Source organism: Stutzerimonas sp. VN223-3 (assembly GCF_045999685.1).
Classification (GTDB): Bacteria; Pseudomonadota; Gammaproteobacteria; order Pseudomonadales; family Pseudomonadaceae; genus Stutzerimonas; species Stutzerimonas stutzeri_AR.
In genome coordinates this window covers 320,208-343,684 of sequence record NZ_RBEC01000002.1, presented here as the reverse complement: position 1 = coordinate 343,684, position 23,477 = coordinate 320,208, and the positions used below count along the sequence as shown (strand labels likewise).

The 23,477-nt window shown below is 60.9% G+C and carries 26 protein-coding genes and 1 pseudogene; 10 read left to right on the top strand and 17 right to left on the bottom strand.

Translation table 11 applies throughout. The features are described from left to right. Positions 1-55: 55 nt before the first annotated feature. A pseudogene (locus D7241_RS10445) lies at positions 56-718 on the bottom strand (GntR family transcriptional regulator); the annotation flags it as partial. 110 nt (positions 719-828) lie between these two features. Continuing rightward, entirely contained in the window at positions 829-1,776 is a 948-nt protein-coding gene (locus D7241_RS10440; RefSeq protein WP_272887306.1) for a LysR family transcriptional regulator, read from the bottom strand. 195 nt (positions 1,777-1,971) lie between these two features. Between D7241_RS10440 and D7241_RS10435 the strand changes: the two genes are divergently transcribed. The 3 genes from D7241_RS10435 (at position 1,972) to D7241_RS10425 (ending at position 6,144) form a co-directional block, all read left to right on the top strand. Next, positions 1,972-3,387 (top strand): acetyl-CoA carboxylase biotin carboxylase subunit, encoded by a 1,416-nt coding sequence (locus tag D7241_RS10435; RefSeq protein WP_408101464.1) that lies wholly within the window; start codon positions 1,972-1,974, stop codon positions 3,385-3,387. Between the two features lie 10 nt (positions 3,388-3,397). Next, the gene (gene oadA / locus D7241_RS10430; protein WP_408101463.1) at positions 3,398-5,212 is read left to right on the top strand and encodes a sodium-extruding oxaloacetate decarboxylase subunit alpha; all 1,815 of its coding nucleotides are present in this window, start codon (positions 3,398-3,400) and stop codon (positions 5,210-5,212) included. Positions 5,213-5,448: 236 nt separating this feature from the next. Then, a complete protein-coding gene (locus D7241_RS10425; protein WP_408101462.1) occupies positions 5,449-6,144 on the top strand; it encodes a carbonic anhydrase in 696 nt (231 codons plus the stop codon). A 21-nt stretch (positions 6,145-6,165) separates the two neighbouring features. Here the strand turns inward: D7241_RS10425 and D7241_RS10420 are convergent, their stop codons facing one another. From D7241_RS10420 to D7241_RS10410, 3 genes are all read right to left on the bottom strand, one after another. Next, complete coding sequence (locus tag D7241_RS10420) at positions 6,166-6,954, bottom strand: substrate-binding periplasmic protein (RefSeq protein ID WP_408101461.1); 789 nt, start codon at positions 6,952-6,954, stop codon at positions 6,166-6,168. Between the two features lie 261 nt (positions 6,955-7,215). Continuing rightward, a complete protein-coding gene (locus tag D7241_RS10415; protein ID WP_255979640.1) occupies positions 7,216-7,668 on the bottom strand; it encodes a thioesterase domain-containing protein in 453 nt (150 codons plus the stop codon). Positions 7,669-7,800: 132 nt separating this feature from the next. Next, positions 7,801-8,205 (bottom strand): YkgJ family cysteine cluster protein, encoded by a 405-nt coding sequence (locus D7241_RS10410; protein WP_408101460.1) that lies wholly within the window; start codon positions 8,203-8,205, stop codon positions 7,801-7,803. A gap of 203 nt (positions 8,206-8,408) precedes the next feature. On the opposite strand from D7241_RS10410, the gene D7241_RS10405 reads away from it, so the two are divergent. The 5 genes from D7241_RS10405 (at position 8,409) to D7241_RS10385 (ending at position 13,648) form a co-directional block, all read left to right on the top strand. Further along, complete coding sequence (locus D7241_RS10405) at positions 8,409-10,868, top strand: glycogen/starch/alpha-glucan phosphorylase (protein ID WP_408101459.1); 2,460 nt, start codon at positions 8,409-8,411, stop codon at positions 10,866-10,868. A gap of 261 nt (positions 10,869-11,129) precedes the next feature. Further along, entirely contained in the window at positions 11,130-12,140 is a 1,011-nt protein-coding gene (locus D7241_RS10400) for a class 1 fructose-bisphosphatase (RefSeq protein ID WP_255979646.1), read from the top strand. Positions 12,141-12,143: 3 nt separating this feature from the next. Then, positions 12,144-12,746 carry a DUF924 family protein gene (locus D7241_RS10395; RefSeq protein WP_408101458.1) on the top strand — a complete coding sequence of 201 codons (603 nt, stop codon included), beginning with the start codon at positions 12,144-12,146 and terminating at the stop codon, positions 12,744-12,746. Positions 12,747-12,844: 98 nt separating this feature from the next. Further along, positions 12,845-13,099 (top strand): hypothetical protein, encoded by a 255-nt coding sequence (locus D7241_RS10390; protein ID WP_408101457.1) that lies wholly within the window; start codon positions 12,845-12,847, stop codon positions 13,097-13,099. 9 nt (positions 13,100-13,108) lie between these two features. Further along, a complete protein-coding gene (locus tag D7241_RS10385; RefSeq protein WP_408101456.1) occupies positions 13,109-13,648 on the top strand; it encodes a lipocalin family protein in 540 nt (179 codons plus the stop codon). Positions 13,649-13,717: 69 nt separating this feature from the next. Here the strand turns inward: D7241_RS10385 and D7241_RS10380 are convergent, their stop codons facing one another. Continuing rightward, positions 13,718-14,149, bottom strand: a complete 432-nt coding sequence (locus D7241_RS10380; protein ID WP_408101455.1) for a hypothetical protein — start codon at positions 14,147-14,149, stop codon at positions 13,718-13,720. 78 nt (positions 14,150-14,227) lie between these two features. Here D7241_RS10380 and pip point away from each other — a divergent pair, with 78 nt between their 5' ends. Both pip and dtd read left to right on the top strand, forming a co-directional pair. Then, complete coding sequence (gene pip, locus D7241_RS10375; RefSeq protein WP_408101454.1) at positions 14,228-15,199, top strand: prolyl aminopeptidase; 972 nt, start codon at positions 14,228-14,230, stop codon at positions 15,197-15,199. After that, positions 15,199-15,636, top strand: a complete 438-nt coding sequence (gene dtd / locus D7241_RS10370; RefSeq protein ID WP_255979658.1) for a D-aminoacyl-tRNA deacylase — start codon at positions 15,199-15,201, stop codon at positions 15,634-15,636. The genes pip and dtd overlap by 1 nt, the downstream gene beginning before the upstream one ends. A gap of 22 nt (positions 15,637-15,658) precedes the next feature. Here the strand turns inward: dtd and D7241_RS10365 are convergent, their stop codons facing one another. The 11 genes from D7241_RS10365 to D7241_RS10315 all read right to left on the bottom strand — a co-directional run bounded on the left by D7241_RS10365 (position 15,659) and on the right by D7241_RS10315 (position 23,372). Next, positions 15,659-16,078, bottom strand: coding sequence for a UPF0158 family protein (locus tag D7241_RS10365; protein WP_408101453.1), 420 nt, complete (start codon positions 16,076-16,078; stop codon positions 15,659-15,661). Between the two features lie 227 nt (positions 16,079-16,305). Next, positions 16,306-17,013 carry a 16S rRNA (uracil(1498)-N(3))-methyltransferase gene (locus D7241_RS10360; RefSeq protein WP_408101452.1) on the bottom strand — a complete coding sequence of 236 codons (708 nt, stop codon included), beginning with the start codon at positions 17,011-17,013 and terminating at the stop codon, positions 16,306-16,308. Next, positions 17,010-17,810 (bottom strand): twin-arginine translocase subunit TatC, encoded by an 801-nt coding sequence (gene tatC / locus D7241_RS10355; RefSeq protein ID WP_255979664.1) that lies wholly within the window; start codon positions 17,808-17,810, stop codon positions 17,010-17,012. The genes D7241_RS10360 and tatC overlap by 4 nt, the downstream gene beginning before the upstream one ends. Beyond that, positions 17,807-18,193 (bottom strand): Sec-independent protein translocase protein TatB, encoded by a 387-nt coding sequence (gene tatB / locus D7241_RS10350; protein WP_408101451.1) that lies wholly within the window; start codon positions 18,191-18,193, stop codon positions 17,807-17,809. Before tatB ends, tatC begins: the two co-directional genes overlap by 4 nt. A gap of 6 nt (positions 18,194-18,199) precedes the next feature. Next, a complete protein-coding gene (gene tatA, locus D7241_RS10345) occupies positions 18,200-18,430 on the bottom strand; it encodes a twin-arginine translocase TatA/TatE family subunit (RefSeq protein ID WP_255979667.1) in 231 nt (76 codons plus the stop codon). A 24-nt stretch (positions 18,431-18,454) separates the two neighbouring features. Continuing rightward, entirely contained in the window at positions 18,455-18,787 is a 333-nt protein-coding gene (locus D7241_RS10340) for a phosphoribosyl-ATP diphosphatase (protein WP_255979669.1), read from the bottom strand. Next, entirely contained in the window at positions 18,780-19,175 is a 396-nt protein-coding gene (gene hisI / locus D7241_RS10335) for a phosphoribosyl-AMP cyclohydrolase (RefSeq protein WP_255979671.1), read from the bottom strand. Before hisI ends, D7241_RS10340 begins: the two co-directional genes overlap by 8 nt. Before the next feature lie 49 nt (positions 19,176-19,224). Further along, on the bottom strand, positions 19,225-20,835 hold the full coding sequence (gene ubiB, locus D7241_RS10330) for a ubiquinone biosynthesis regulatory protein kinase UbiB (RefSeq protein WP_408101450.1): 1,611 nt from the start codon (positions 20,833-20,835) through the stop codon (positions 19,225-19,227). Further along, the gene (locus D7241_RS10325; protein ID WP_408101449.1) at positions 20,832-21,455 is read right to left on the bottom strand and encodes an SCP2 domain-containing protein; all 624 of its coding nucleotides are present in this window, start codon (positions 21,453-21,455) and stop codon (positions 20,832-20,834) included. Before D7241_RS10325 ends, ubiB begins: the two co-directional genes overlap by 4 nt. Beyond that, on the bottom strand, positions 21,455-22,225 hold the full coding sequence (gene ubiE, locus D7241_RS10320; RefSeq protein ID WP_408101448.1) for a bifunctional demethylmenaquinone methyltransferase/2-methoxy-6-polyprenyl-1,4-benzoquinol methylase UbiE: 771 nt from the start codon (positions 22,223-22,225) through the stop codon (positions 21,455-21,457). The genes D7241_RS10325 and ubiE overlap by 1 nt, the downstream gene beginning before the upstream one ends. A gap of 271 nt (positions 22,226-22,496) precedes the next feature. Next, the gene (locus D7241_RS10315) at positions 22,497-23,372 is read right to left on the bottom strand and encodes an alpha/beta fold hydrolase (RefSeq protein WP_408101447.1); all 876 of its coding nucleotides are present in this window, start codon (positions 23,370-23,372) and stop codon (positions 22,497-22,499) included. Positions 23,373-23,477 lie beyond the last annotated feature (105 nt).

Sequence of the window (23,477 nt, the reverse complement as noted above, 5' to 3'; positions counted from 1 at the left end):
ATGACGAAATCGGCATAGTCCAGGCGGTTGACTCGATGCCTGCCCAGCGATGGCCATGGGGTAAATGCTCGAATAGTGCCTGGCAGACACCGATGATGTGACGCTCGATCAACTCGGCACACAGTTCCGCGTCACCGCTGCGACACGCGCGCAGAATCTCGCGATGCTCCAGGTCGGCTCCGTGTTTACCTTCATGGATGCTCATCTGCACGCGCAAATAACGCTCGACCTTGTCGTGGATCGAGCGGATCAATTGCATCATGAATGGCCGTTCCGCCGGTCCGTAGAGGCAGGCGTGGAAGGCCCAGTTCAGCTCGGCCCAGCGTGCCGCATTGTCTTCGTGGACGAACTCGGCACAGATCGACTCGGCCTGAGCGAAGGTGTCATCGGTCATGTTGGGTACGGCGAGGCGGATGATCTGAGTTTCCAGCAGCACCCGCACTTCGAATATCTGCGCCAGCTCCGGCTCGGTGAGTACCGTCACGACCGCACCCTTATTGCGCTGGAACGACACCAGTCCCTCGGCTTCCAGGCGCTTGAGTGCCTCGCGTACCGGGATCTTGCTGACGTTGAACAGGCGTGCCACATCGTCCTGGCGCACCGGCTCGCCTTCCGCGAACTGACCACTGATGATCGCCTCACGCAGGTGCTTGGCAATCACTTCGGAAGCCGAGGGTACGATGCCAAGGTTCGGTGCGTTGAAGGATTTAAGGGGCACGGTCGTGCGCTCGGCAGGAGTGGATGTGCTTGAGGATATCGTATACGCCGATACGCTTCACGTTTTTCGACGAAGGATGCGAAGCCCTGTGCCGATGTGACGTCGCACGTTCAGGGCTGGCCGGCCCCGCTGAATTGCCGCTCCAAATCATTGATGCGTTGCCGCTCGCTACGGGTGAAAGCGAAGAAGGTTTGCGCCACGGGAGACAGGTATTTGCCGCGAGGATGCACCAGGCACCAACTGCGCATCAGCGGCAGTTCTTCGACCGCGAGTTCGTGAAGCGCGCCGCTTTCCAACTCGCGCAGCACGGCGTGTCGGGGTAGCAGTGCCAGCCCCAGACCGGCCAGTACGCCTTCGCGCTGGGCTTCCAGCGAACCCAGCTCCATGGTCTGCGGGAAGTGCGCGCGCTTCTGGTCGCAGTACTGCTCGGCAGCGCGCCGAGTACCTGAGCCAGGCTCGCGTATCAGTAGCGGCCACGCGGTAAGGTCCTGCAGGCATAGCTGTTGCCTCTGGCACAGCGGATGACTGGGCGGTGCGACGGCGATGATTGCGTTATCCAGAAAAGGCAGAAACTCCAAGTCCATATCCGCTGGCACCTGGGAGATCAGTAGCAGGTCGTCGCGATTGGCGTTCAAGCGTTGGATCGCCTGGGCATGGTTGACCACCACCAACTGCAGGCTCACCTCGGGGTGCAATTCGCGAAATGAAGCGAACAGGTGTGAAACGAAGTATTTTGCACTCGATTCGACCGCCAGCTTCAGTTGACCTTGCAGTGAGCCCTGCAACGTGGACAGCTGCATATCGAGGCTTTCCAGCCTGCCGAAAATGTCCTCGCTGGTGCGTTTGAGCGCTTCGGCTGCGTCAGTGAGATAGAGCTTTTTACCGGTGTACTCGAACAGCGGCTGGCCAAGCAATTCTTCCAACTGGCGGATCTGCAGGCTGACCGCTGGCTGCGTCAGCGCCATCTCCTCGGCGGCACGACTGTATGAGTGGTTGTCGCAGACCGCCCGAAACACGCGGAGCTGGCGCAGTGTCATGCGCATCAGGGACTTTCTCATGATGACTCCGACGGATTGGCACGGCGCTTACGGGTAGGTTGCGCAGCTCATATAAGTTATAGCTTATGCGTAACCAAATTATTATTCATTTTCAGTAATTGTTGCTCAAGGGGTAGGGTAAAACGCATCGCCAGAAGCGGCGATATCACATGGTCCGAACTGGGCCGCTCTGCTCACTGATCCGAGGGATACAGCGTGATCAAGAAGCTGCTGATCGCCAACCGCGGGGAAATCGCCGTCCGCATCGTGCGAGCCTGTGCCGAGATGGGCGTTCGTTCGGTGGCGGTATTCGCCGAGCCTGATCGCCACGCGCTACACGTCAAGCGTGCCGACGAGGCTTACTTCATTGGCGAAGATCCGCTGGCTGGCTACCTGAACCCGCGCAAGCTGGTGAACCTAGCTGTGGAGACCGGCTGCGATGCGTTGCACCCGGGGTATGGTTTCCTTTCCGAGAACGCCGAGCTGGCGGAAATCTGTGCCGAGCGCGGCATCCGCTTCGTCGGGCCAAGCGCCGAAGTGATTCGCCGCATGGGCGACAAGACCGAAGCACGGCGCAGCATGATCAAGGCCGGCGTGCCGGTCACCCCCGGCACCGAAGGCAACGTCGCCGATGTCGGGGAAGCGTTGGCGGAGGCCGAGCGCATCGGGTATCCGGTGATGCTCAAGGCGACCTCCGGTGGCGGTGGCCGTGGTATCCGCCGCTGCAATTCGCGCGCAGAGCTCGAACAGGCCTATCCACGGGTGATCTCCGAGGCAACCAAGGCCTTCGGTTCGGCCGATGTGTTCCTGGAGAAGTGTATCGTCGAGCCCAAGCACATCGAGGCGCAGATCCTCGCCGACTCCTTCGGCAGCACCGTACATCTGTTCGAGCGCGACTGCTCGATCCAGCGGCGCAACCAGAAACTCATCGAAATCGCGCCCAGCCCGCAACTGACCCCCGAACAGCGCGCATATATCGGCGACCTGGCGGTGCGCGCGGCTAAGGCAGTGGGCTACGAGAATGCCGGCACCGTGGAGTTTCTGCTTGCCGATGGCGAAGTGTACTTCATGGAAATGAACACTCGGGTGCAGGTGGAGCACACCATCACCGAGGAAATCACCGGCATCGACATCGTCCGGGAGCAGATCCGCATCGCCTCCGGCTTGCCGCTCTCGGTCAAGCAGGAAGATATCCAGTATCGCGGCTTCGCCCTGCAGTTCCGCATCAACGCCGAAGACCCGCGCAACAATTTCCTGCCCTGCTTCGGCAAGATCACCCGCTACTACGCGCCGGGCGGCCCGGGCGTGCGCACCGATACGGCGATTTACACCGGCTACACCATCCCGCCGTATTACGACTCCATGTGCCTGAAGCTGATCGTCTGGGCGCTGACCTGGGAAGAGGCGCTGGCCCGAGGTACGCGCGCGCTGGACGATATGCGCGTGCAGGGCGTTAAGACCACGGCCTTCTACTACCAGAAGATTCTCGAAAATCCGGATTTTCGCAGCGGGCAGTTCAACACCAGCTTCGTCGACAACCATCCGGAATTGATGACTTACTCGATCAAGCGTAAGCCGAGCGAACTGGCTCTGGCCATCGCCGCTGCCATCGCCGCCCACGCAGGACTGTGAGGAACGAACCATGACTGCTCAGAAGAAAATCACCGTTACCGACACCATCCTGCGAGACGCTCACCAGTCGCTCATCGCTACTCGTATGCGCGTGGAAGACATGCTGCCAATCTGCAACAAGCTCGACCGAGTCGGCTACTGGTCGCTTGAAGTCTGGGGCGGTGCGACTTTCGACTCCTGCGTGCGCTTCCTCAAGGAAGACCCCTGGGAGCGCCTGCGCCAGCTCAAGGCCGCGCTGCCCAACACCCGCCTGCAGATGCTGTTGCGTGGGCAGAATCTGCTCGGCTATCGCCACTACAGCGATGACGTGGTCGAGGCCTTCTGTGCGAAGGCGGCGGAGAACGGCATAGACGTATTCCGCATCTTCGATGCGATGAACGACGTACGGAATCTGGAAACTGCCATCCGCGCGGTAAAGAAGACCGGCAAGCACGCTCAGGGCACCATCGCCTACACCACCAGCCCGGTGCACACCATCGAGCTCTTCGTCGAGCAGGCCAAGACCATGCGCGACATGGGTGTCGACTCCATCGCCATCAAGGACATGGCCGGCCTGCTGACCCCGTTTGCCACCGGCGATCTGGTCAAGGCGCTGAAAGCTGAAGTCGACCTGCCAGTGTTTATCCATTCCCACGACACCGCTGGCGTTGCCAGCATGTGCCAGCTGAAAGCCATCGAGAACGGCGCTGACCACATCGACACGGCGATTTCCTCCATGGCCTGGGGCACCAGCCATCCGGGCACCGAGTCGATGGTCGCTGCGCTGCGCGGCACGCCGTACGACACGGGCCTCGACTTGGAATTGATTCAAGAGATCGGCCTGTACTTCTACGCGGTACGCAAGAAGTATCACCAGTTCGAAAGCGAGTTCACTGGCGTCGATACCCGTGTGCAGGTCAATCAGGTGCCCGGCGGAATGATTTCCAACCTGGCCAACCAGCTCAAGGAGCAGGGCGCTCTCAACCGCATGGATGAGGTATTGGCCGAGATCCCTCGCGTGCGCAAGGACCTGGGCTACCCGCCGCTGGTGACCCCGACTTCGCAGATCGTCGGTACCCAGGCGTTTTTCAATGTGCTGGCCGGCGAGCGCTACAAGACCATCACCAATGAAGTGAAGCTCTACCTGCAGGGCCGCTACGGCAAGGCGCCGGGCGCTATCGACGCCAAGCTACAGCGCCAGGCCATTGGCGGCGAAGAGATCATCGATGTGCGCCCAGCGGACCTGATCAAGCCGGAGCTGGACAAGTTGCGCGCGGAAATCGGTGCGCTGGCGAAGTCCGAGGAGGACGTGCTCACCTACGCCATGTTCCCCGACATCGGCCGCAAATTCCTCGAGGAGCGCGAGGCGGGCACCCTGCAACCGGAAGTGCTGCTGCCGATTCCGGACGGCAGCGCGGTCAGTGCAGCCGGCGGGGAGGGCGTGCCGACCGAATTCGTCATCGACGTGCACGGTGAGAGCTATCGGGTCGACATTACCGGCGTGGGCGTAAAGGGCGAAGGCAAGCGGCACTTTTTCCTCTCAATCGATGGCATGCCGGAAGAAGTGGTGTTCGAGCCATTGAACAATTTCGTCGGCGAGGGTGGCAGCAAACGCAAGCAAGCCAATGCGCCCGGCGACGTCAGCACCAGCATGCCGGGCAATGTGGTCGATGTGCTGGTCAAGGAGGGCGACGCGGTCAAGGCCGGGCAGGCAGTGCTGATCAGTGAAGCGATGAAGATGGAAACCGAAATTCAGGCGCCAATCGCCGGCACGGTGAAAGCGGTACACGTAGCCAAAGGTGACCGGGTAACCCCAGGCGATCTGTTGATTGAGATCGAAGCCTGACCGATGTCCCCTCGGGAGCCGCAAGGCTCCCTTTTTTTTGCGGCCTTCTCGCAGGGAAACGTCTGCAGGGCCGGCTTTGCATACAGAGATGGTCAGGTCTGTATTCTAAAAAATGACTGACGCTACGAATAACAGGCGCGGCGAACACTTTCGCCCGGAAGCGCCTGATGTCGGCACAGTGCCGAAACGGCGTTGTGCAGCGTCGAATTCATCCCATTACTAGAGGGCTGTCGAACATGAGTCTCGAAGACGACACGAACGAAACGGCGCAGGAGGCGCTCGATAATCTGGTCGCGGGCGTCATGCGGTTCCGCGAGGATGTTTATCCAGAGCAGCGCGAGCTATTCAAGAAGCTTGCCCATGAGCAGAAACCGCGGGCGATGTTCATTACCTGCGCGGATTCACGAATCCTGCCTGAGCTGATCACTCAAAGTTCGCCGGGCGACCTGTTCGTCACGCGCAACGTCGGCAATGTTGTCCCGCCCTATGGCGTGATGAATGGTGGTGTGTCGACTGCCATTGAGTTCGCGGTGATGGCGCTCGGGGTCCATCACATCATTGTCTGCGGCCATTCCGATTGTGGCGCGATGAAGGCGGTGCTGAACCCGGCGAGTCTTGAAGGGATGCCGACGGTCAAGGGCTGGCTGCGCCATGTCGAGGTGGCGCGTACGGTCGTGGAGCAAAACTGTGGCTGCGCCGATCACAACACCCTGGGTGTCCTGACCGAGGAAAACGTGCTGGCCCAACTCGATCACTTGCGCACCCATCCGTCAGTGGCGGCACGGCTTGCCAGCGGTCAACTATTTATCCATGGCTGGGTCTATAACATCGGCACCAGCGAGATCCGCGCCTACGATGCGGCATGTGGCGAGTTCCGTCTGATTGGCGACGGCCCGCTGCCGATGGCCACTCCGAAGTCACGTTACGTTTGACGCTGACACGACCCGGTGCCGTTACGGCACCTTGCGGTCGCGGATCAGGTAACAGAGGTCGGGGGTTTTGCTGCACCCGGCATAGCCCTCGCCGATCACTTCGTTCAGCGCAGCTTGCAGCCGCGTCACAGCTTCGTCGGGCGTATCCTTGTTCAACGCCAGATAAAGATCGGCCGGGTGGTAGCTCAGCACCGGCTTCAATCCCTCGGCGCCGTGCTGTTCGGCGTAATAACGCCAGCTCGGATCGGCGGTCGCCCACAGGTCGATACGGCCGATGAGCAGTTTGCGCAGGTTCTCTTCCTCGCTCAGGCTGTCGATCGGCTGCAGTCCCTGGCTTGTCAGATATTGACTCACTCCGCTGCTCTTCTGTGCACCGATCTCATAGCTTTTGGCTTGTCTCAAATCGGTTGGCGAGATGTTCTTGCCTGGTGCGGCGAGCAGAACGCTCTCATAACGGGCGAGTGGTCCCACCCATTTGAATTGGGCCTGGTTCTGTGGCGTGCGGGCGACTGAGAACAGCCCGTGACCAGTGCTATCGAGCGTCTGGCTATAGATACGGTCCCAGGGTGCGCGCAACGTCAGGCTGTAATCGATCCCGGCGCGTTTGAAAATTTCTCGCACGGTGTCGGTGCTGATGCCCTGGACTTCGTCACCGCGAGCGAAATTCTTATGGTTCGGCCCCATATTGAACGGAGGGAAGTTGTCGGTTTGCAGGATGATTTTGTAGTTAGCAGGCAGCTCGGCATGGGCAACGCCGATGCTGGCAAGCAGAACACTGAGCAATAGGAAGACTTTACGGGACAGGCCCATGGCATCGGCTCCTTGACGCTGTTTTATTGTTGTTGGCAGCGTAAGCGTAGTCCTGCGGGGCGTCTGTTGCTAGCAAACGAGTAGCACGACGTGCGCCGATACACGTTTACGCCGAACGGCTGCGCTCGGCTCGGACAAAAAAGGCAGGCGTCGGCTCGGCCCGGTAGCTTGGACCGACAGTATGAAAAACGACAAACGGACCGCCAGGGTGGCGAGGAAGTAGCGCACACCCAGCATGCTGGCGGATCGACGCGCTAGCGCCTACTTATGCAGGACGAACTGGCCGGTAAAACGCACGGCGTCACGGCCGTCGGCGGCAAGAATGCGGCTGTTCAGCGTGAGGCGAGAGCGGCCACGACGGCGGTAAATGGTTTCGAAGCGATCCCAGGCTTCGTCGGTCGGTGCCGAGCAAATGGCCGTGGCATCGTCCATCACTGGCAACGGGTAATCGATCTGACCTTCATGAATGACAATATGACCGTCTTCGATCCCTGCTTCACGCAAGCGCAGGTGCAGCCATCCCCAGCCAGCCAGCACCGATGCGCAATAAAGGCTGCCGCCGAACATGCTGCTCTTGTGGTTGATGTTCGCTTGCAGCGGGACGCTCAAGCGCAACTCATGGTTCTCCCACTGCTCAACACGCAGGCCCAGCGCCTGGGTCAGTGGAATGTCGTGATGCAGGAGGGCTTCCAGGTAGCGGCTATCGCGGCTCATGCCGGGTGGATTCCTAAACGTTTGCGGATACAGGCAGACGTCAAGCATGACTGCTGAGTCACGATATTGCCAGGTCCGACACGCTTTTTTGCCGCTTTCCCGGACGCCAATCCGACAGTCGCACGCTCTGCTTCAGCGAGCGGTGGTTTTCTGCTGGTAAGCGCAGTAACCAGGCCGTGGGCCGATCTTGGGGTGATTGCGGCAGGTATCCGGACGCTTGGCGTAAACCGTGCACAGCCGCGTCTTCCGGTCGAGATACAGGCAGTCGCCGTTGGTCATGCGAGTCAGGGTGAAAATGCCGCGCTTCTGATTGAAGTGCTCGATGATGCCTGCCTTGCTCAAGCGCTTGGCGACGTTTTTGGCCGGCTCTTCTCGCTCGAACGCATCGACCACTTCCAGGCGGATCAAATCATCGATACGCACCTCGACCGGTAGTGTGCAGCAGGTCGCCTGGCAATCGGCGCACAAGCCATTGCTGTAGCGAGCCCAGGTTTCCAGGCGGTCAGGGTCGGCGGAGGCGATTATTCGAGGTTTCACGGCGGCGGTATCGGTGATGACGGCGCGCGATCATAACGACCCGGCGCGGAATTTCCAGCGAATCCGACGAGTCGAACGCCGGACAGACGGTCGCGCAGATTCAACTGAAACCTGCAAACCTGTCGGTATTGCCCTTTTTTGTCGAGGTGGCCAAGCGCCGCCATGAACCCCTCATTCCTATTTCCGCTTCACGAGGTCTGTCCATGACGCAAGAATCGACTGCTCCTAACGCCGATGAAGTCGCGGCCTTCCGCAACACGATCATCAGCAAGCTGACCTACGCGATCGGCAAGGATCCTGAACATGCGTCCGATCATGACTGGTTCGAAGCGGTAGCGCTGGCGGCCCGCGACCGCATGATCGATCAATGGATGGACCGTACGCGTCAGAGCTATCGCGAGGGCAAGAAGCGCGTCTATTACCTCTCGCTGGAATTCCTCATCGGCCGATTGCTAACCGATAGCCTGAGCAACTTGGGATTGCTTGACGTTGCCCGCCAGGCGCTGGCCGATGTCGATGTGGACTTCGAACGCATTCGCCTCACCGAGCCGGATGCGGCGCTGGGCAACGGCGGCCTGGGTCGGCTGGCCGCCTGTTTCATGGAAAGCATGGCGACGCTGGGCATCGCCGCCCATGGTTACGGGATTCGCTATGACCATGGGCTGTTCCGCCAGGCCATCGTCGATGGCTGGCAGCATGAGCAGACCGAGACCTGGTTGAATTTCGGCAATCCGTGGGAATTCGAGCGACCCGAGGTCAGCTATCTGATCGGCTTTGGCGGCAGCGTCACGGCAATGCCGCACGACGCGGGCGGACAGGAGCAGCCCAAGCACTTCTGGCACTGGGCCGAAGGTGTGCGCGCCATTGCTTACGACACGCCGGTGGTCGGCTGGCGCGGGGCTAGCGTCAATACGCTGCGGCTGTGGCGTGCCCGCGCCGAGGCCGATTTCCATCTGGAGCGCTTCAACGCCGGTGACCATATCGGTGCCGTCGCCGAAGAGGCCCGCGCCGAAAGCATCTCGCGGGTGCTGTACCCGGCCGACAGCACCGAGGCCGGCCAGGAGCTGCGCCTGCGCCAGGAATATTTCTTCGTTGCCGCCTCGTTGCAGGATCTGTTGCGGCGGCACTTGGAGCAGCGTGGCACGCTGACGAATCTGCCGGAATTCGCTGCCATCCAGCTCAACGATACCCACCCGGCGATCGCGGTGGCGGAATTGATGCGGCTGCTTACCGATGTGCACGACGTACCCTGGCGCAAGGCGTGGGAACTGACGGTCGGCACCCTTTCGTATACCAACCACACCCTGCTACCAGAGGCACTGGAAACCTGGCCGGTCGGACTGATGGAGCGCCTGCTGCCGCGGCACATGCAGATCATCTACCTGATCAATGCTCAACACCTCGATGCGCTACGCGAGCGCGGCGTTCATGATCTGGACTTGCTGCGCTCAGTCTCGCTGATCGAAGAAGGGCATGGTCGCCGGGTACGCATGGGCAATCTGGCCTTCCTCGGCTCGCATTCGATTAACGGTGTATCAGCCCTGCATACCGGACTGATGCGTGAAACGGTATTCACTGATCTGCATTCGCTGTATCCGAAACGCATCAGCAACAAGACCAACGGCATCACGTTCCGGCGCTGGTTGTACCAATCCAACCCGCAGCTGACCCAGTTGCTGGTCGAGCATATTGGGGATGAGTTGCTCGACGCGCCGGAAACCGTTCTGCGTCAGCTGGAACCATTCGCCGATCAGCCGAACTTCCGCGCACGCTTCGCCGTCCAACGACTGGCCAACAAACAACTGCTGGCACAGATGATCCAGGAACGCCTGGGCATTAGCGTTGACCCGAACGCGCTGTTCGACGTGCATGTCAAACGGATTCACGAGTACAAGAGACAGCTGCTCAACCTGCTGCATACAGTGGCGCTGTATCAGGCGATTCGCTCCGATCCGGGCGGCAATTGGGTGCCGCGCGTGAAGATCTTCGCCGGCAAGGCGGCGGCCAGTTATCACACGGCCAAGCTGATCATCAAACTGACCAACGATATTGCGCGAACTATCAATGACGACCCGACGGTACGCGGTTTGCTCAAGGTTGTGTTCCTGCCCAATTACAACGTCAGCCTGGCCGAGCGCATCATTCCGGCCGCCGACCTGTCCGAGCAGATCTCCACCGCCGGACTGGAGGCCTCGGGGACCAGCAATATGAAATTCGCCCTCAATGGCGCGCTCACCATCGGCACCTTGGACGGTGCCAATGTCGAGATGTGCGAGCAGATCGGCGCGGAGCACATGTTCATCTTCGGCATGACCGCTCAGGAGGTCGAGGCTCGCAAGCAGGCGAACGAGTACAACGCCGAAGCCACTATCATCGGCTCGCCACGGCTCAATGAAGTGCTGATGGCGATTCGCAACGGTGCCTTCTCTGCGGATGATCCAGGTCGTTACACGGCGCTGATTGACGGTCTTAAATGGCACGACACCTTTATGGTCTGCGCGGACTTCGAGGCTTATTGGCAGGCGCAGCTGGAAGTCGAGGCGCGCTGGCGCGACGCCGACAGCTGGTGGCGTTCCGCAGTCCTGAATACCGCCCGCACGGGCTGGTTCTCTTCGGACCGGACGATCCGCGAGTACGCCGAGGAGATCTGGAAGGTGCTCTGAGCGCCCTGCTCGCGTCGCGCTCCAATCAGGAAGAAACCAGACGAACGAAGCGCCCTACAGAAGCCTTGATCGGCGAAATTGCAGGGCCGCCTCAGTTTCGTTCGGCCGCGGAAACGGGCTGGCAGAACCGCCGCATCGTAAACGCTGCAGGCACTTCGCCGCTTCGCTGAACTCTGCTGCCTGTAGGCGGGTCTGAGGGAGGGTTAGTTTCCCCATGGCCTGCTAAACTGCGCGGGTTTTTCCATCCTCCGGAGCCATTCCATGTCACGCGTAACCCTGAGCCGCTACCTGATCGAGCAGACTCGCAGCAACAACACCCCTGCGGATTTGCGCTTCCTCATCGAGGTAGTGGCCCGAGCGTGCAAGGAAATCAGCCACGCCGTTTCCAAAGGCGCGCTGGGCGGCGTTCTCGGTGCGACCGAAACCGAGAACATCCAGGGCGAGGTGCAGAAGAAACTCGACGTGCTTTCCAACGAGATTCTGCTCGAAGCCAACGAGTGGGGCGGCCACCTGGCCGGCATGGCGTCGGAAGAGATGGACAACGCCTACCAGATCCCCGGGAAGTACCCGAAGGGCGCCTACCTGTTGGTCTTCGATCCGCTGGACGGATCGAGCAACATCGACGTCAACGTCTCGGTGGGCACGATCTTTTCGGTGCTGCGCTGCCCGGATAAATGCTTCAGCCAGAACGACGCGTTGGGTGAAGAGGCCTTCCTTCAGCCTGGCACCAAGCAGGTCGCGGCTGGCTACGCCATCTACGGCCCGCAGACGATGCTGATGCTGACCCTCGGCAACGGCGTGATGGGTTTTACCCTGGACCGCGAACTGGGCAGCTTCGTGCTCACCCACGACAATATCCGCGTCCCGGAAAGCACCGCCGAATTCGCCATCAACATGTCCAACCAGCGCCACTGGGAAGCGCCAGTGCAACGTTACGTCAGCGAATTGTTGGCCGGTGAGGAAGGCCCGCTGGGCAAGAACTACAACATGCGCTGGATCGCCTCGATGGTGGCCGACGTGCATCGCATCCTGACCCGCGGCGGCGTTTTCATGTACCCGCGCGACTCCCGCGAGCCGGAAAAGCCCGGCAAGCTGCGCCTGATGTATGAAGCCAATCCAATGTCCTTCATCATCGAACAGGCCGGCGGCGCCGCCACCAATGGCACTCAGCGCATCCTTGATATCCAACCCGAATCCCTGCATCAGCGCGTGCCGGTATTCCTGGGCTCCAAGGAAGAAGTCGAGCGCGCCACTGGCTATCACCAGGGCTGAACGATGCACACGCCTTGGCTGGAATTGCTTAACTGGTGGTTCGGCGAAAGCGTCACCATCAGTGAGATCGCCGACGAAAAGCACGGGCTGTGGTTCGGCTATAAACCAGAACAGGATGCCGAGGCCAGCGCCCGCTTCGGCGATCTGGTCGACCAGGCACTGGCCGGCGGCCTTTGCGACTGGGCTGAATCACCGCATGGCTGGCTGGCGCTGGTTCTGCTGCTAGACCAGCTTCCTCGCATGATCTACCGCGGCACGCCGCAAGCCTTCGCTGGCGATGAGCGAGCCCTCCAGCTGGTTCGCGAAGGCATGGCTCACGGTGGCGATGTGCTGCTCGCCCCGATTCAGCGTGTGTTTGTTTATTTGGTACTCGAACATGCCGAAAACCTCGGCATGCAAGATTTGGCTGTCGTGCAGTTCGAGACCTTGCACGGAATCGCAGAACCGCAAGAGCAGAAGCTCTTTGCCGATTTCCTCGATTTTGCCGAGCGCCACCGCCAAGTGATCGCTAAGTTCGGGCGCTTTCCTCATCGCAACGAAGTGCTTGGCCGAACCTCCAGCGAGGCGGAGCGGGCTTTCCTTACCGAGCCTGGGTCACGCTTCTAGTCGCTGTGAGGAACCTCCCGGTCCGCCCGCTTCCTAAACTCATAACGCAAAGGCGAGGCCAAGCAAGGCCAACTGCCGACTATTTGAAGGAACCCGCCATGCCGTTGCGCCATTTGTCGCTGATCGCCGCTTTATTTCTGCTGGCTGCCTGCAGCCCGGTCACCCAGGAAAACTTCGCCAAGCTGCAGGCGGGAATGCCTCGCGCGGAAGTCGAGAAACTGCTCGGCAAGCCCGGCGAGTGCGCGGGTGCGTTAGGCATGTCCAGCTGCACCTGGGGGCAGAAAAACCGCTTCATCAGCATTCAGTTCGCCGGAGACAAGGTGATGATGTTCTCCGGCCAAGGTCTCAAATAAGGAGAAACCATGCGCCTTGCCGTTGCGTTATGTGCACTGCTGCTGATCGGTTGCGCCGGTTCGAGCCCCGACGGCGTGCCAAGAACGGTGGGTCAGGTCGACCTGCAGCGCTATCAGGGCACCTGGTATGAGTTGGCGCGTCTGCCGATGTTCTTCCAGCGTAACTGTGTGCGTTCGGAGGCTCACTATGCGCTGCAGAATGACGGCAGCGTAGCGGTGACCAACCGTTGTGAAACGGGCGATGGCGAATGGGAGCAGGCCAAGGGCGAAGCAGTGCCGCAGCAGCCTGGGCAGACCGACAAGCTCTGGGTGCGCTTCGATAACTGGTTCAGCAACCTATTCCCGGGTCTGACCAAGGGGCAGTACTGGATTCTCTACCTCGACGAGGGCTACAACGTCGCGCTGGTCGGCAGCCCCGACCGCGACTACCTCTGGCTGCTGTCGCGGGAGGCGGAAGTAGACGCGGCGACGCGCGACACACTGCTCGATGAAGCGCGCCAGCGGGGCTATGACACCAGCGAACTGATCTGGCGCGGCGAGTCGTCCTGATCGGTCGCCCGTCATCCGTTGTTTGCCTGGCTGGCGTGGGGGATTTCCTCGTCCATATATTCGGCGCGGTTATTCCCAATCCAGCCGCGCCAGCAGCCATTCGCCGTCTTCCAGCCACCATTCGAGCCTGACGTGATATTGCCCGACGCGTTGCGGCAGCCATCTCTCGGCGCCGGTCAGCGCCACCTGGGCCTCGCTGTAGCCCTTGTCGGAATAGGCTGGATCAATCCAGCTCCGGGCGTTCAGGGCAATTACCCGCACGTTGTTGTGACGCAGGAACATCAGCGCGGCCGTGCGCCGCACCCAGTCCCGGTCGAGGCGCTGATTGGCGTTGAATTCGGGATGAATCCTAGCCATCAGCTCACCGTTGTCCTTGTTTTCGACGCTTTCCTGCAGCGACTGCACGGCCATTTCCAGCGCTGCCTGTGGATCATCGCGGTCGCAACCGATCAGCAGCAGCGCCAACGCCACGATGGCCGTGGCTAATTTCCATACGGGCATGCCGAACCTCTCGAACCTCGTTATGATGCCGGAAACGTCAGGCGGATCGAGCCCGCCGCACCGACCATGGAGTGTGCCATGCAGACCTTGTATCCGGAGATCAAACCCTACGCCCGGCACGAGCTGGCGGTCGAAGAACCGCATGTGCTCTACGTCGACGAGAGTGGATCACCGGAAGGCCTGCCCGTGGTGTTCGTGCATGGCGGTCCGGGCGGCGGCTGCGACGCCCTGAGCCGACGCTTCTTTGATCCCAATTTGTACCGCATCATCACCTTCGACCAGCGCGGCTGCGGTCGCTCTACACCGCACGCCAGCCTGGAAAATAACACCACCGCGCACCTGATCGCCGATATGCAGCGCATCCGCGAATTTCTCGGTATCGATAAATGGGTGCTGTTCGGTGGGTCCTGGGGCTCGACGCTGTCGCTGGCCTATGCCCAAACGTTTCCCGAGCATGTACATGCGCTGATCCTACGCGGCATTTTTCTCTGCCGACCTCAGGATTTTTCCTGGTTCTATCAGGAGGGTGCCAGCCGGCTGTTCCCTGATTACTGGCAGGACTTCATTGCGCCGATCCCGCCGGAAGAGCGTGGCGACCTGATGCAAGCGTTCTACAAGCGCCTGACCGGCACCGACCAGATCGCCCAGATGCACGCAGCCAAAGCCTGGTCCTGCTGGGAAGGTCGTACCGCCACGCTACGGCCTAACACCCAGGTCGTCGATCGCTTCTCCGACACCCATCGGGCATTGGCGATGGCACGCATCGAATGTCATTACTTCGTTAATCAGGCGTTTCTCGACCCGGACCAATTGCTGCGCGACATGCACAAGATTGCCCATCTGCCGGGCATCATCGTGCATGGTCGCTATGACGTCATCTGCCCGTTGGATAACGCCTGGGCGTTGCACGAGGCCTGGCCGAACAGCGAGCTGCAGATCATCCGCGAAGCCGGCCACTCCGCGTCGGAGCCCGGCACCTGTGACGCCCTGGTGCGCGCCGCCGGCGACGTCGCCCATCGCCTGCTCCAATTGCCGCCAGAAGAAGCCTGATGAAAGCGCTGATCCAGCGCGTGCGGCATGCGCGGGTCGAGGTCGCGGGTGAAGTGGTTGGTGCCATCGACCAGGGTCTGCTGGCGCTGGTCGGCGTTGAACGTGGAGATGACCGCGCGCGAGCCGACAAGCTGCTGCATAAACTGCTGCGCTATCGGGTATTCAACGATGAGCAAGGCAAGATGAACCGCTCGCTGACCGACGTCGGCGGCGGTCTGTTGCTGGTTTCCCAGTTCACCCTGGCCGCGGATACGGGTAGCGGCCTGCGCCCGAGCTTTTCCAGCGCTGCCGCGCCCCAACTGGGTGAGGAGCTCTACGAATACTTGCTCGGGCAGGCACGGTTGCAACATTCCCAGGTTGCTTGCGGCCGCTTTGGTGCTGACATGCAGGTGCACCTGCAGAACGACGGGCCGGTGACCTTTTTGTTGGAAAGCTGAGTCTATTCCCGGCTCGGTGGAGTCAGCGCTTCGACGGCTCCAGGTCATTGTCGTGCAGCCAGGTAATCGCGTACTCACGCAACTGCACAGCCTGATAATCCAGCCAGGCCTGGCGAACGTCCGAAAAATCTTCCAGCTTGAAGTCGAAGGTCCGCAGCGGCTTGCGGCCCTGCAGTGCATTGCTCAGCACCGCATGGGCATTGGGGTCGTGCTGGGTAAACAAAAAAGCCTCGCGCATGGCGACCGCTTGCGCCAGCCCGAGCGGCTCGATGTGGAGAAAGCGATCGTCCTGCACGTCATATTTCTCATTGACGCCCGGCGCGGTCTCGCCGGGAAATACCGCACGGATTTGGCCGGACTCCAAATCGAGGTAATGTTCGCTGGCGTCGCGGTTGTCCAGGGCGTACTCCAGACGGTGAAGATCAATGGTCAAAGGTCGCATGGGCGTTACTGCTGTTTTTGGGGTTCAGGAACTCTGACCCGCGTGCTCCCGATGCGTGCATTACGTTCATCGGTACTGTTTCGCATTCTGACGAGATGATCGTAAGCAGCAGGTTCGCGGCAAACGACGCAAGCGCCTATGCCGACCCGATCCTACGTATGGAGCAGCGGTCAACGCAGGACGGATTAGGCGCAGGCGTAATCAGTCAATGGCGACAGGGCCGCCGCCTAGAAAAGCCGCGCCAGTAGGGCGCTGACAGCGGTTTCTACACGCAGGATGCGCTCACCCAGCTGTACCGGCTGCAGGCCCGCCGCGGCGAGCTTGTCGACTTCGTAGGGTATCCAGCCGCCTTCCGGCCCGATCGCCAAGGTCACCGGTTCGTCGAGGGCGCGCGGGCAGGCGGGGTAGTCGCCCGGATGGCCGAGCAGCCCACGGGTGCCGCTGGCCAGTTGTGGCAGGCGATCCTCGACGAAGGGTTTGAAGCGTTTTTCGATCGTAACGTCCGGTAGCACGGTATCCCGTGCCTGCTCCAGGCCGAGCAGCAGCTGCTCGCGGATCGCCGCCGGTTCGAGGAATGGGGTTTGCCAGAAGCTCTTTTCCACCCGGTAGCTGTTGAGCAATACCAGCCGCGGCACGCCCATGGTGGTGACCGTCTGCAGCACGCGGCGGAGCATCTTTGGCCGTGGTAGCGCCAGTAATAGGGTGATCGGCAGCTTTGCCGGCGGTGGCTGATTCAGTGCGATTTCGAGCTCCGCCTCGTTGGCGTCCAAACGCAGCAGCCGGCCCTGCCCCATGTCGCCGCCAAGCAGGCCGATCCGCAGGCTTTCGCCTGCCTCTGCACGGTGCACGTCCTGGATATGCTTGAGCCGACGGTCACGCAGGATCACCCGATCGGCGGCAACGAAATCGGCCGTCTCCAGCAGCAGCAGGTTCATGGCCGAGGTGCGGGTGGCTGATCGCCGGTGTGCGGCTGGTGGTCGTCGGCGTCGTCGCTGAATTCCTCGCGTTTCTTGACCCTGCTGCCACAGAGCAGGCCGGCTTCGAACAGCAGCCACATCGGTACCGCCAGCAACGTTTGGGAAAACACATCCGGCGGCGTCAACACCATGCCGACCACGAAACAGCCGATCACTACATAAGGGCGGCTCTTGCGCAGGGTGGCGACATCGACGATGCCAACCCAGATCAGCAAGAAGGTTGCGACCGGAATCTCGAACGCCACGCCGAAGGCGAAGAACAACGTCAACACGAAATCCAGGTACTGGCCGATGTCGGTCATCATCGCCACGCCTTCCGGTGTCACGCTGGCAAAGAAGCCGAACATGATCGGGAACACCACGAAGTAGGCGAAGGCCATGCCGCCATAGAACAGGAAAATGCTGGAAATCAGCAGCGGTACCGCGATGCGCTTCTCGTGTTTGTACAGGCCCGGCGCGATGAAGCTCCAAATCTGATGCAGGATTACCGGCATCGACAGGAACAGCGCGACCATCATGGTCAGCTTGAATGGCGTCAGGAACGGCGAGGCGACGCCGGTGGCGATCATCGTCGCGCCTTCCGGCAGGTATGCCCGCAACGGCGCTGCCACGAGAGCATAGATCTGCTGGGAGAAGTAGAACAGTCCGCCGAACAGCAGCAGGATCGCCACGACACAGTGCAGCAGACGTTTGCGCAGCTCCGTCAGATGGGCGACCAGCGGCATTTCCTGATCTTCAATGGAGGTATTGCTCATGGCTCAGGCGATTTGTCCGGGCGTGGTACGGGAGCCGTTTCGGCGGGTTTGGCTTCGGCAGGTGTCGGCGCGTCTAGGTTACTGGGATGCGGCGGCGTGACGGATTGCGGGGTGGCGCTGCTGCTGGTGCTTGGAGCGCTGGGCATGATGCTCTGCTTCATTTCCCGCTCAAGATCGAGGATGCGTTCGTTGTGCAGCTGACGGCGAATCTCGTCGGCGCCAATTTCCCGTTCGACCTCAGCCTTGATGTTGGCAAAGCTGCGCTTCGCCCGGCCAATCCACAGGCCGGCGGTGCGCACCGCGCCGGGCAGACGCTCCGGACCCAGTACGAACAGCGATACCAGGCCGATCAATAGAAGTTCGGTGAAACCGATATCGAACATGGCGCCTCAGTTCTTCTTCGTCGGATCTTCGACCTTGCGGGCCTCGGCATCGAAGGTGTGGCTTTGCTTCTCTTCTACACTGGGCTTGTCCTCATCGGTGCCCATGGACTTGCGAAAACCCTTGATTGCATCACCAAGGTCCGACCCCAGGCCTTTAAGGCGCTTGGTGCCGAAGAGCATGACCACGATGAGCAGAATGATCAGGAGTTGCCAGATGCTGATTCCACCAAAACCCATGCTGCAGTACTCCGAAGTTGATTATCAGGATTGAGGGCGCGCGGCTTTTTCCGCATGCCCAGAAAGACCGAATCGCCGGTCGAGTTCGTCCAGTACCGCCTGTGGATGCTGGTCCAGCGCGGCCAACATCACCAGGCTGTGGAACCACAGGTCGGCAGTTTCATAGATCAGGTCGCTGGGGTCGCCGCTGACAGCAGCGTCCTTGGCGGCAAGGATGGTTTCCACCGACTCCTCACCAACCTTTTCAAGAATCTTGTTCAGCCCCTTGTGATACAGGCTGGCCACGTAAGAGCTGTCCGCCGCGGCGCCCTTGCGGGCTTCCAGCACCTCGGCCAGGCGGGCAAAGGTGTCACTCATGTTTATGCTCCGCGTAGATGGCCTGCGGGTCTTTGAGGACCGGCTCGATGGTTTTCCAGTCACCGTCCGTGAAGACTCGGTAGAAGCAGCTCTCGCGCCCGGTGTGGCAAGCGATGCCACCGATCTGTTCGACCATCAGCACGATGACGTCGGCATCACAATCCAGGCGCAGTTCGTGCAGTTTCTGTACATGGCCGGACTCCTCGCCCTTGCGCCACAGCTTGCCACGTGAGCGTGACCAATAGATGGCGCGGTTTTCTGCGGCGGTCAGTGCCAGCGCTTCGCGATTCATCCAGGCCATCATCAGGATGCGCCCGGTCTGATGGTCTTGCGCGATAGCCGGTACCAAGCCGTCTTCGTTCCAGTTTATGTCGTCCAGCCAGTTCATCGAATTCTCCGCTCAATGCGCCAAGTGTGCCAGCCTCACCGACTGCTGGCTATCGGCGCACCACGATGTAGATTCCGGCGCTCAACATCACCCAGGCCGGCCAGGTGCTCATGGCGGTAAAACTATCGGCAGCGGCGGCCAACGTCGCACCACCGCCCAACAGCACGGCACCGACGAGGCGCAGCGGCCAGTACCGATGATGCTCCTGCCACGGAGGCGGCGGGTTATTCGCGTGGGGGTTGGACATGCGTTCGAGCAGCTCACGGGTCATGCCTGCCAGGTGCGGCAGCTGCTCGATCTGCGCCTGCGCGTTTTTTAGCAACTGCTTGGGGCTCATGCGTTCGCGCATCCAGCGTTCGAGATACGGCTGCCCGGTGGCCCAGAGGTCCAGCTCGGGATAGAGTTCGCGGCCCAGGCCTTCAATATTGAGCAGGGTCTTTTGCAGCAGCACCAGCTGCGGCTGGACTTCCATGTTGAAGCGCCGGGCGACCTGGAACAGGCGCACCAGCAACTGGCCGAAGGAGATGTCTTTCAGTGGCTTCTCGAAGATCGGCTCGCAGACCGTACGAATCGCCGCCTCGAATTCGTTGACCTTGGTTTCCGCTGGCACCCAGCCCGAATCGATATGCAGCTGTGCGACCTTGCGATAATCGCGCCTGAAGAAGGCCATCAGGTTACGCGCCAGATAATCCTGATCTTCTGGTGTCAGACTGCCGACGATGCCGAAGTCCACTGCGATGTATTGCGGATTCCAAGGCTGGTGGGTGCTTACGAAAATGTTGCCGGGGTGCATGTCGGCATGGAAGAAGCTATCGCGGAACACCTGGGTGAAGAAGATCTCTACGCCGCGTTCGGCCAGCTGCTTCATGTCGGTGCGCTGTTCGGCCAGGCGGGCCATGTCGGTCACCGGTACGCCGTAGATGCGCTCCATCACCAATACCTGGGATCGGCACAAATCCCAGTACACCTGCGGGACGTAGAGCAACGGCGAGCCTTGGAAGTTGCGCTTGAGCTGGCTGGCGTTGGCGGCCTCGCGTAGCAGGTCGAGCTCGTCGTAGATGGTCTTGGCGTAATCATCGACCACTTCCACCAGATGCAGGCGGCGAGCCTCGGTGGAGGCGCGCTCCGCCGTCTTGGCCAGCAGAAATAGCCAGGCGATGTCCTGGCTGATCACCGGCCGAAGATTCGGTCGTACTACCTTGACCACCACTTCTTCGCCGCTGCGCAGCTTTGCGGCATGCACTTGGGCGACCGAGGCGGAAGCCAGCGGTTTGCTGTCGAAGCGCGCGAAGACCTCACCTACCGGCGCACCAAGTTGGCGCTCGATCAGAGTTGTGGCAACGGCCGAGTCGAATGGCGGAACGCGGTCCTGGAGCATCGCCAGTTCTTCGGCGATATCCAGCGGCAGCAGATCGCGGCGGGTCGAGAGAATCTGGCCGAATTTGATGAAGATCGGACCGAGGCCTTCCAATGCCAGACGCAAACGTGCCCCACGGGACAATTCGGTGCGCCGCCGCGGCAGCCAGCGCCAGGGCAGCAGATAGCTGGTCGCGCGCAGCCACCAAGGCATCGGCAGGTCAAGGATGATGTCGTCCAGGCGGTAGCGGATCACCACCAGCAGGATGCGAAACAGGCGGCGGGTCGCGGCGAACAACTTCATTCGGATCGGTCTGGTTTCAGGGGGTGGGCGAGCCGCTCGATGCGGGCTTCGAGTCGGTCGAGATCAAGCTTGAGGCGGTCGAGTTCGGCAAAGCGGGTTTCCGCCTCTGCCATGCCGACCAACGTTCGGGACTCTTCGTTGAGATAATCGGCCAGATCCTGGCGCAAGCTGTCGGCGCTCTGCCGGGCCCAGGCGGACTGCCCGCGCAAACCGGCGCTGATCATCTGCGTCCCGACCGGACCCAGCCAGCGCGAGACTTCATATTCCCAATCCAGCTCGAGGTCCTGCAGCACTTCGGCAAGGCTCATCAGCACAGCACTGTCGCCTTCGATCTCGACATCCGGACCGTGCAGGATCGCGGTCTTGTTGCGGCTGGTGGCCAGTCGCAGCAGGCTCGTTGCGGGCGCGCGCAAACGGCAATCCGGCTCGCTGCCCCAATGCTCGGCCAACAGTAGGCCATCGGCGTCGGCAAGGATGAACAGCCGCCAGCCGGGCATCGTGCAGTCGATTTCGATGATCCGGCCGCTGAGCCTGGCCAGCCGTGGCAAGGCCGTCGGGTCCAAGCGCAGCACGCGATTGATCCCGCGCTCAGCGCCGGCCAGCAGGGCAGCGCGCAGCATCAGGGTTTAATGCCGCGGTGCAGGGCGACGATGCCGCCGGTCATGTTGTGATAGGTGACGCGCTCGAAACCGGCGTCCGCCATCATGCCTTTGAGGGTTTCCTGATCCGGATGCATGCGGATCGATTCGGCCAGGTAGCGGTAGCTTTCGGAGTCGTTGGTGATCAACTTGCCCATCATCGGCAGCAGGCTGAACGAATAAGCATCGTAGGCCCTGGAAAACAGCTGGTTGGTCGGCTTGGAGAACTCCAGCACCAACAGCCGGCCGCCGGGCTTGAGTACCCGCAGCATGGAGGCGATCGCGTCTTCCTTGTGCGTGACGTTGCGCAGGCCGAAGGCGATGGTGACAACGTCGAAATGGTTGTCCGGGAACGGCAGCTTCTCGGCATCGGCCTGGACAAACTTCACGTTGCCAGCCACACCTTTGTCGAGCAGGCGATCGCGGCCGACTTTGAGCATCGAGGCATTGATGTCAGCCAATACCACTTCGCCGGTTGGTCCGACGATTCGGGCGAACTGACGGGCCAGGTCGCCAGTGCCGCCAGCGATATCCAATACTCGGTTGCCGTGGCGCACGCCCGACAGCTCGATAGTGAAGCGCTTCCACAGACGATGCACACCTGCGGACATCAGGTCGTTCATCAAGTCGTATTTGGCGGCTACAGAATGGAAAACCTCGGCCACCTTCTGCGCTTTTTCGCTCTCCGGCACGTTCTTGTAGCCGAAGTGGGTGGTGGGCTCTGCGTCATGCTCTTTGCGGGGATCGGTCATGTCACTGTCACCGGAAGAATGTGCCGGCATTCTAAACCTAAAAAGCGCGAAGCCAATAAATGCCGAAGAGCCGATAAAGCGCTGAAGGCGGGACGGGGAGGTTGTTTCGAGTCGCAGACCTATGGGTGATGAATAAATACCCTAACTATCCGTCGTGCTGGGTTGGTTTCGGGGCGATCACAGGTTTCGCCTTCGAATAGGACTTTCACAGCATGAAGCGTTGCCGCGAACTGGTGCACCAGATGATATGAGCGGCTGTACCCTGGCGAGATCAGCGATGATCGTGCACCCGCTCCAGAAAATCTCTCGACAGGCGCGCTACTTCGTCGAGGTGGGTTTCCAGCAGCCAATGACCACCATCCTCGAACAGGTGCAGTTCGGCGTTCGGCAGGTCACACAGATAGGCCCGTGCCGAACCTTCGGGCATATAGCCGTCACGTGGACCCCAGATGATCAGAGTGGGCGGCTGATGTTCGCGCAGGTAGGCCTGGTAGCGGGGAAACCAAGCAAGATTTTCCTTGAGCCCGGCGATCACGTTCACTGTGATTTTCCGGCGGCGCGGTGTCATAAGCGCCCAATGCAGATGCCAGAGATCGGGCGGGATGCGCATGGCAATCTCCGGTTCTACCTCGTTGAGAAATTCCTCCTCGAAGCCTTCAAGGCTGACACCGTCAGCCAGCCCGGCGCGCGCTTGCGGGGTCGGGTTGGCGAAGAATCGTTGCAGCGCGGCGTACTTCGGACCCAGCTCGTCTTCGTAGATGTCGCCATTTTGTAGGATCAGCGCTGCAATGCGCTGCGGCTGGGCAATGGCCAGACGTAGGCCGATCTGCGAGCCGAAGTCGTGCAGGTAGAGTGCGAAGCGCTCGATGCCCAGACGGTTAGCGAAACGCTCGAGAAATTCGGCGTAGCCGTCGAAATCGTAGACAAAGTCCTCCGGCGTCGCGCTGTAGCCGCAGCCTGGAAAATCCGGTGCGAGTAGGCGCCAGCGGTCGGCAAGCAGCGGCATATAGGACCTGAATTCATAGGACGAGCAAGGGTAACCGTGAGGCAGTAGAACTACAGGTGCGTCCTGCGGACCGGCGGCGCGGTAGAAAACATCCAGGCCGTCGAGGTCGAGGCGGTGGTGGGTCACACTGCAGGCATACATGGCGAAGGCTCCCGGTAGTCGTCCGTGACGGGATCTGTTGACTACGTTCGAACCTGTGCTTTGACCGCGCACGAATCGACGCGCTCATCGGTTTTGCTGCCGTTG

Coding starts and splice junctions, on each gene's coding strand:
- D7241_RS10315 (WP_408101447.1), bottom strand. CDS start 23,372: ATGTATGCCTGCAGTGTGACCCACCACCGCCTCGACCTCGACGGCCTG.
- oadA (WP_408101463.1), top strand. CDS start 3,398: ATGACTGCTCAGAAGAAAATCACCGTTACCGACACCATCCTGCGAGAC.
- pip (WP_408101454.1), top strand. CDS start 14,228: ATGCAGACCTTGTATCCGGAGATCAAACCCTACGCCCGGCACGAGCTG.
- D7241_RS10425 (WP_408101462.1), top strand. CDS start 5,449: ATGAGTCTCGAAGACGACACGAACGAAACGGCGCAGGAGGCGCTCGAT.
- D7241_RS10440 (WP_272887306.1), bottom strand. CDS start 1,776: ATGAGAAAGTCCCTGATGCGCATGACACTGCGCCAGCTCCGCGTGTTT.
- D7241_RS10340 (WP_255979669.1), bottom strand. CDS start 18,787: ATGAGTGACACCTTTGCCCGCCTGGCCGAGGTGCTGGAAGCCCGCAAG.
- tatB (WP_408101451.1), bottom strand. CDS start 18,193: ATGTTCGATATCGGTTTCACCGAACTTCTATTGATCGGCCTGGTATCG.
- D7241_RS10365 (WP_408101453.1), bottom strand. CDS start 16,078: ATGCGACCTTTGACCATTGATCTTCACCGTCTGGAGTACGCCCTGGAC.
- D7241_RS10400 (WP_255979646.1), top strand. CDS start 11,130: ATGTCACGCGTAACCCTGAGCCGCTACCTGATCGAGCAGACTCGCAGC.
- D7241_RS10380 (WP_408101455.1), bottom strand. CDS start 14,149: ATGCCCGTATGGAAATTAGCCACGGCCATCGTGGCGTTGGCGCTGCTG.
- D7241_RS10405 (WP_408101459.1), top strand. CDS start 8,409: ATGACGCAAGAATCGACTGCTCCTAACGCCGATGAAGTCGCGGCCTTC.
- D7241_RS10395 (WP_408101458.1), top strand. CDS start 12,144: ATGCACACGCCTTGGCTGGAATTGCTTAACTGGTGGTTCGGCGAAAGC.
- D7241_RS10385 (WP_408101456.1), top strand. CDS start 13,109: ATGCGCCTTGCCGTTGCGTTATGTGCACTGCTGCTGATCGGTTGCGCC.
- D7241_RS10325 (WP_408101449.1), bottom strand. CDS start 21,455: ATGCTGCGCGCTGCCCTGCTGGCCGGCGCTGAGCGCGGGATCAATCGC.
- hisI (WP_255979671.1), bottom strand. CDS start 19,175: ATGAACTGGCTGGACGACATAAACTGGAACGAAGACGGCTTGGTACCG.
- D7241_RS10390 (WP_408101457.1), top strand. CDS start 12,845: ATGCCGTTGCGCCATTTGTCGCTGATCGCCGCTTTATTTCTGCTGGCT.
- tatA (WP_255979667.1), bottom strand. CDS start 18,430: ATGGGTTTTGGTGGAATCAGCATCTGGCAACTCCTGATCATTCTGCTC.
- ubiE (WP_408101448.1), bottom strand. CDS start 22,225: ATGACCGATCCCCGCAAAGAGCATGACGCAGAGCCCACCACCCACTTC.
- D7241_RS10360 (WP_408101452.1), bottom strand. CDS start 17,013: ATGAACCTGCTGCTGCTGGAGACGGCCGATTTCGTTGCCGCCGATCGG.
- D7241_RS10420 (WP_408101461.1), bottom strand. CDS start 6,954: ATGGGCCTGTCCCGTAAAGTCTTCCTATTGCTCAGTGTTCTGCTTGCC.
- D7241_RS10415 (WP_255979640.1), bottom strand. CDS start 7,668: ATGAGCCGCGATAGCCGCTACCTGGAAGCCCTCCTGCATCACGACATT.
- dtd (WP_255979658.1), top strand. CDS start 15,199: ATGAAAGCGCTGATCCAGCGCGTGCGGCATGCGCGGGTCGAGGTCGCG.
- tatC (WP_255979664.1), bottom strand. CDS start 17,810: ATGAGCAATACCTCCATTGAAGATCAGGAAATGCCGCTGGTCGCCCAT.
- ubiB (WP_408101450.1), bottom strand. CDS start 20,835: ATGAAGTTGTTCGCCGCGACCCGCCGCCTGTTTCGCATCCTGCTGGTG.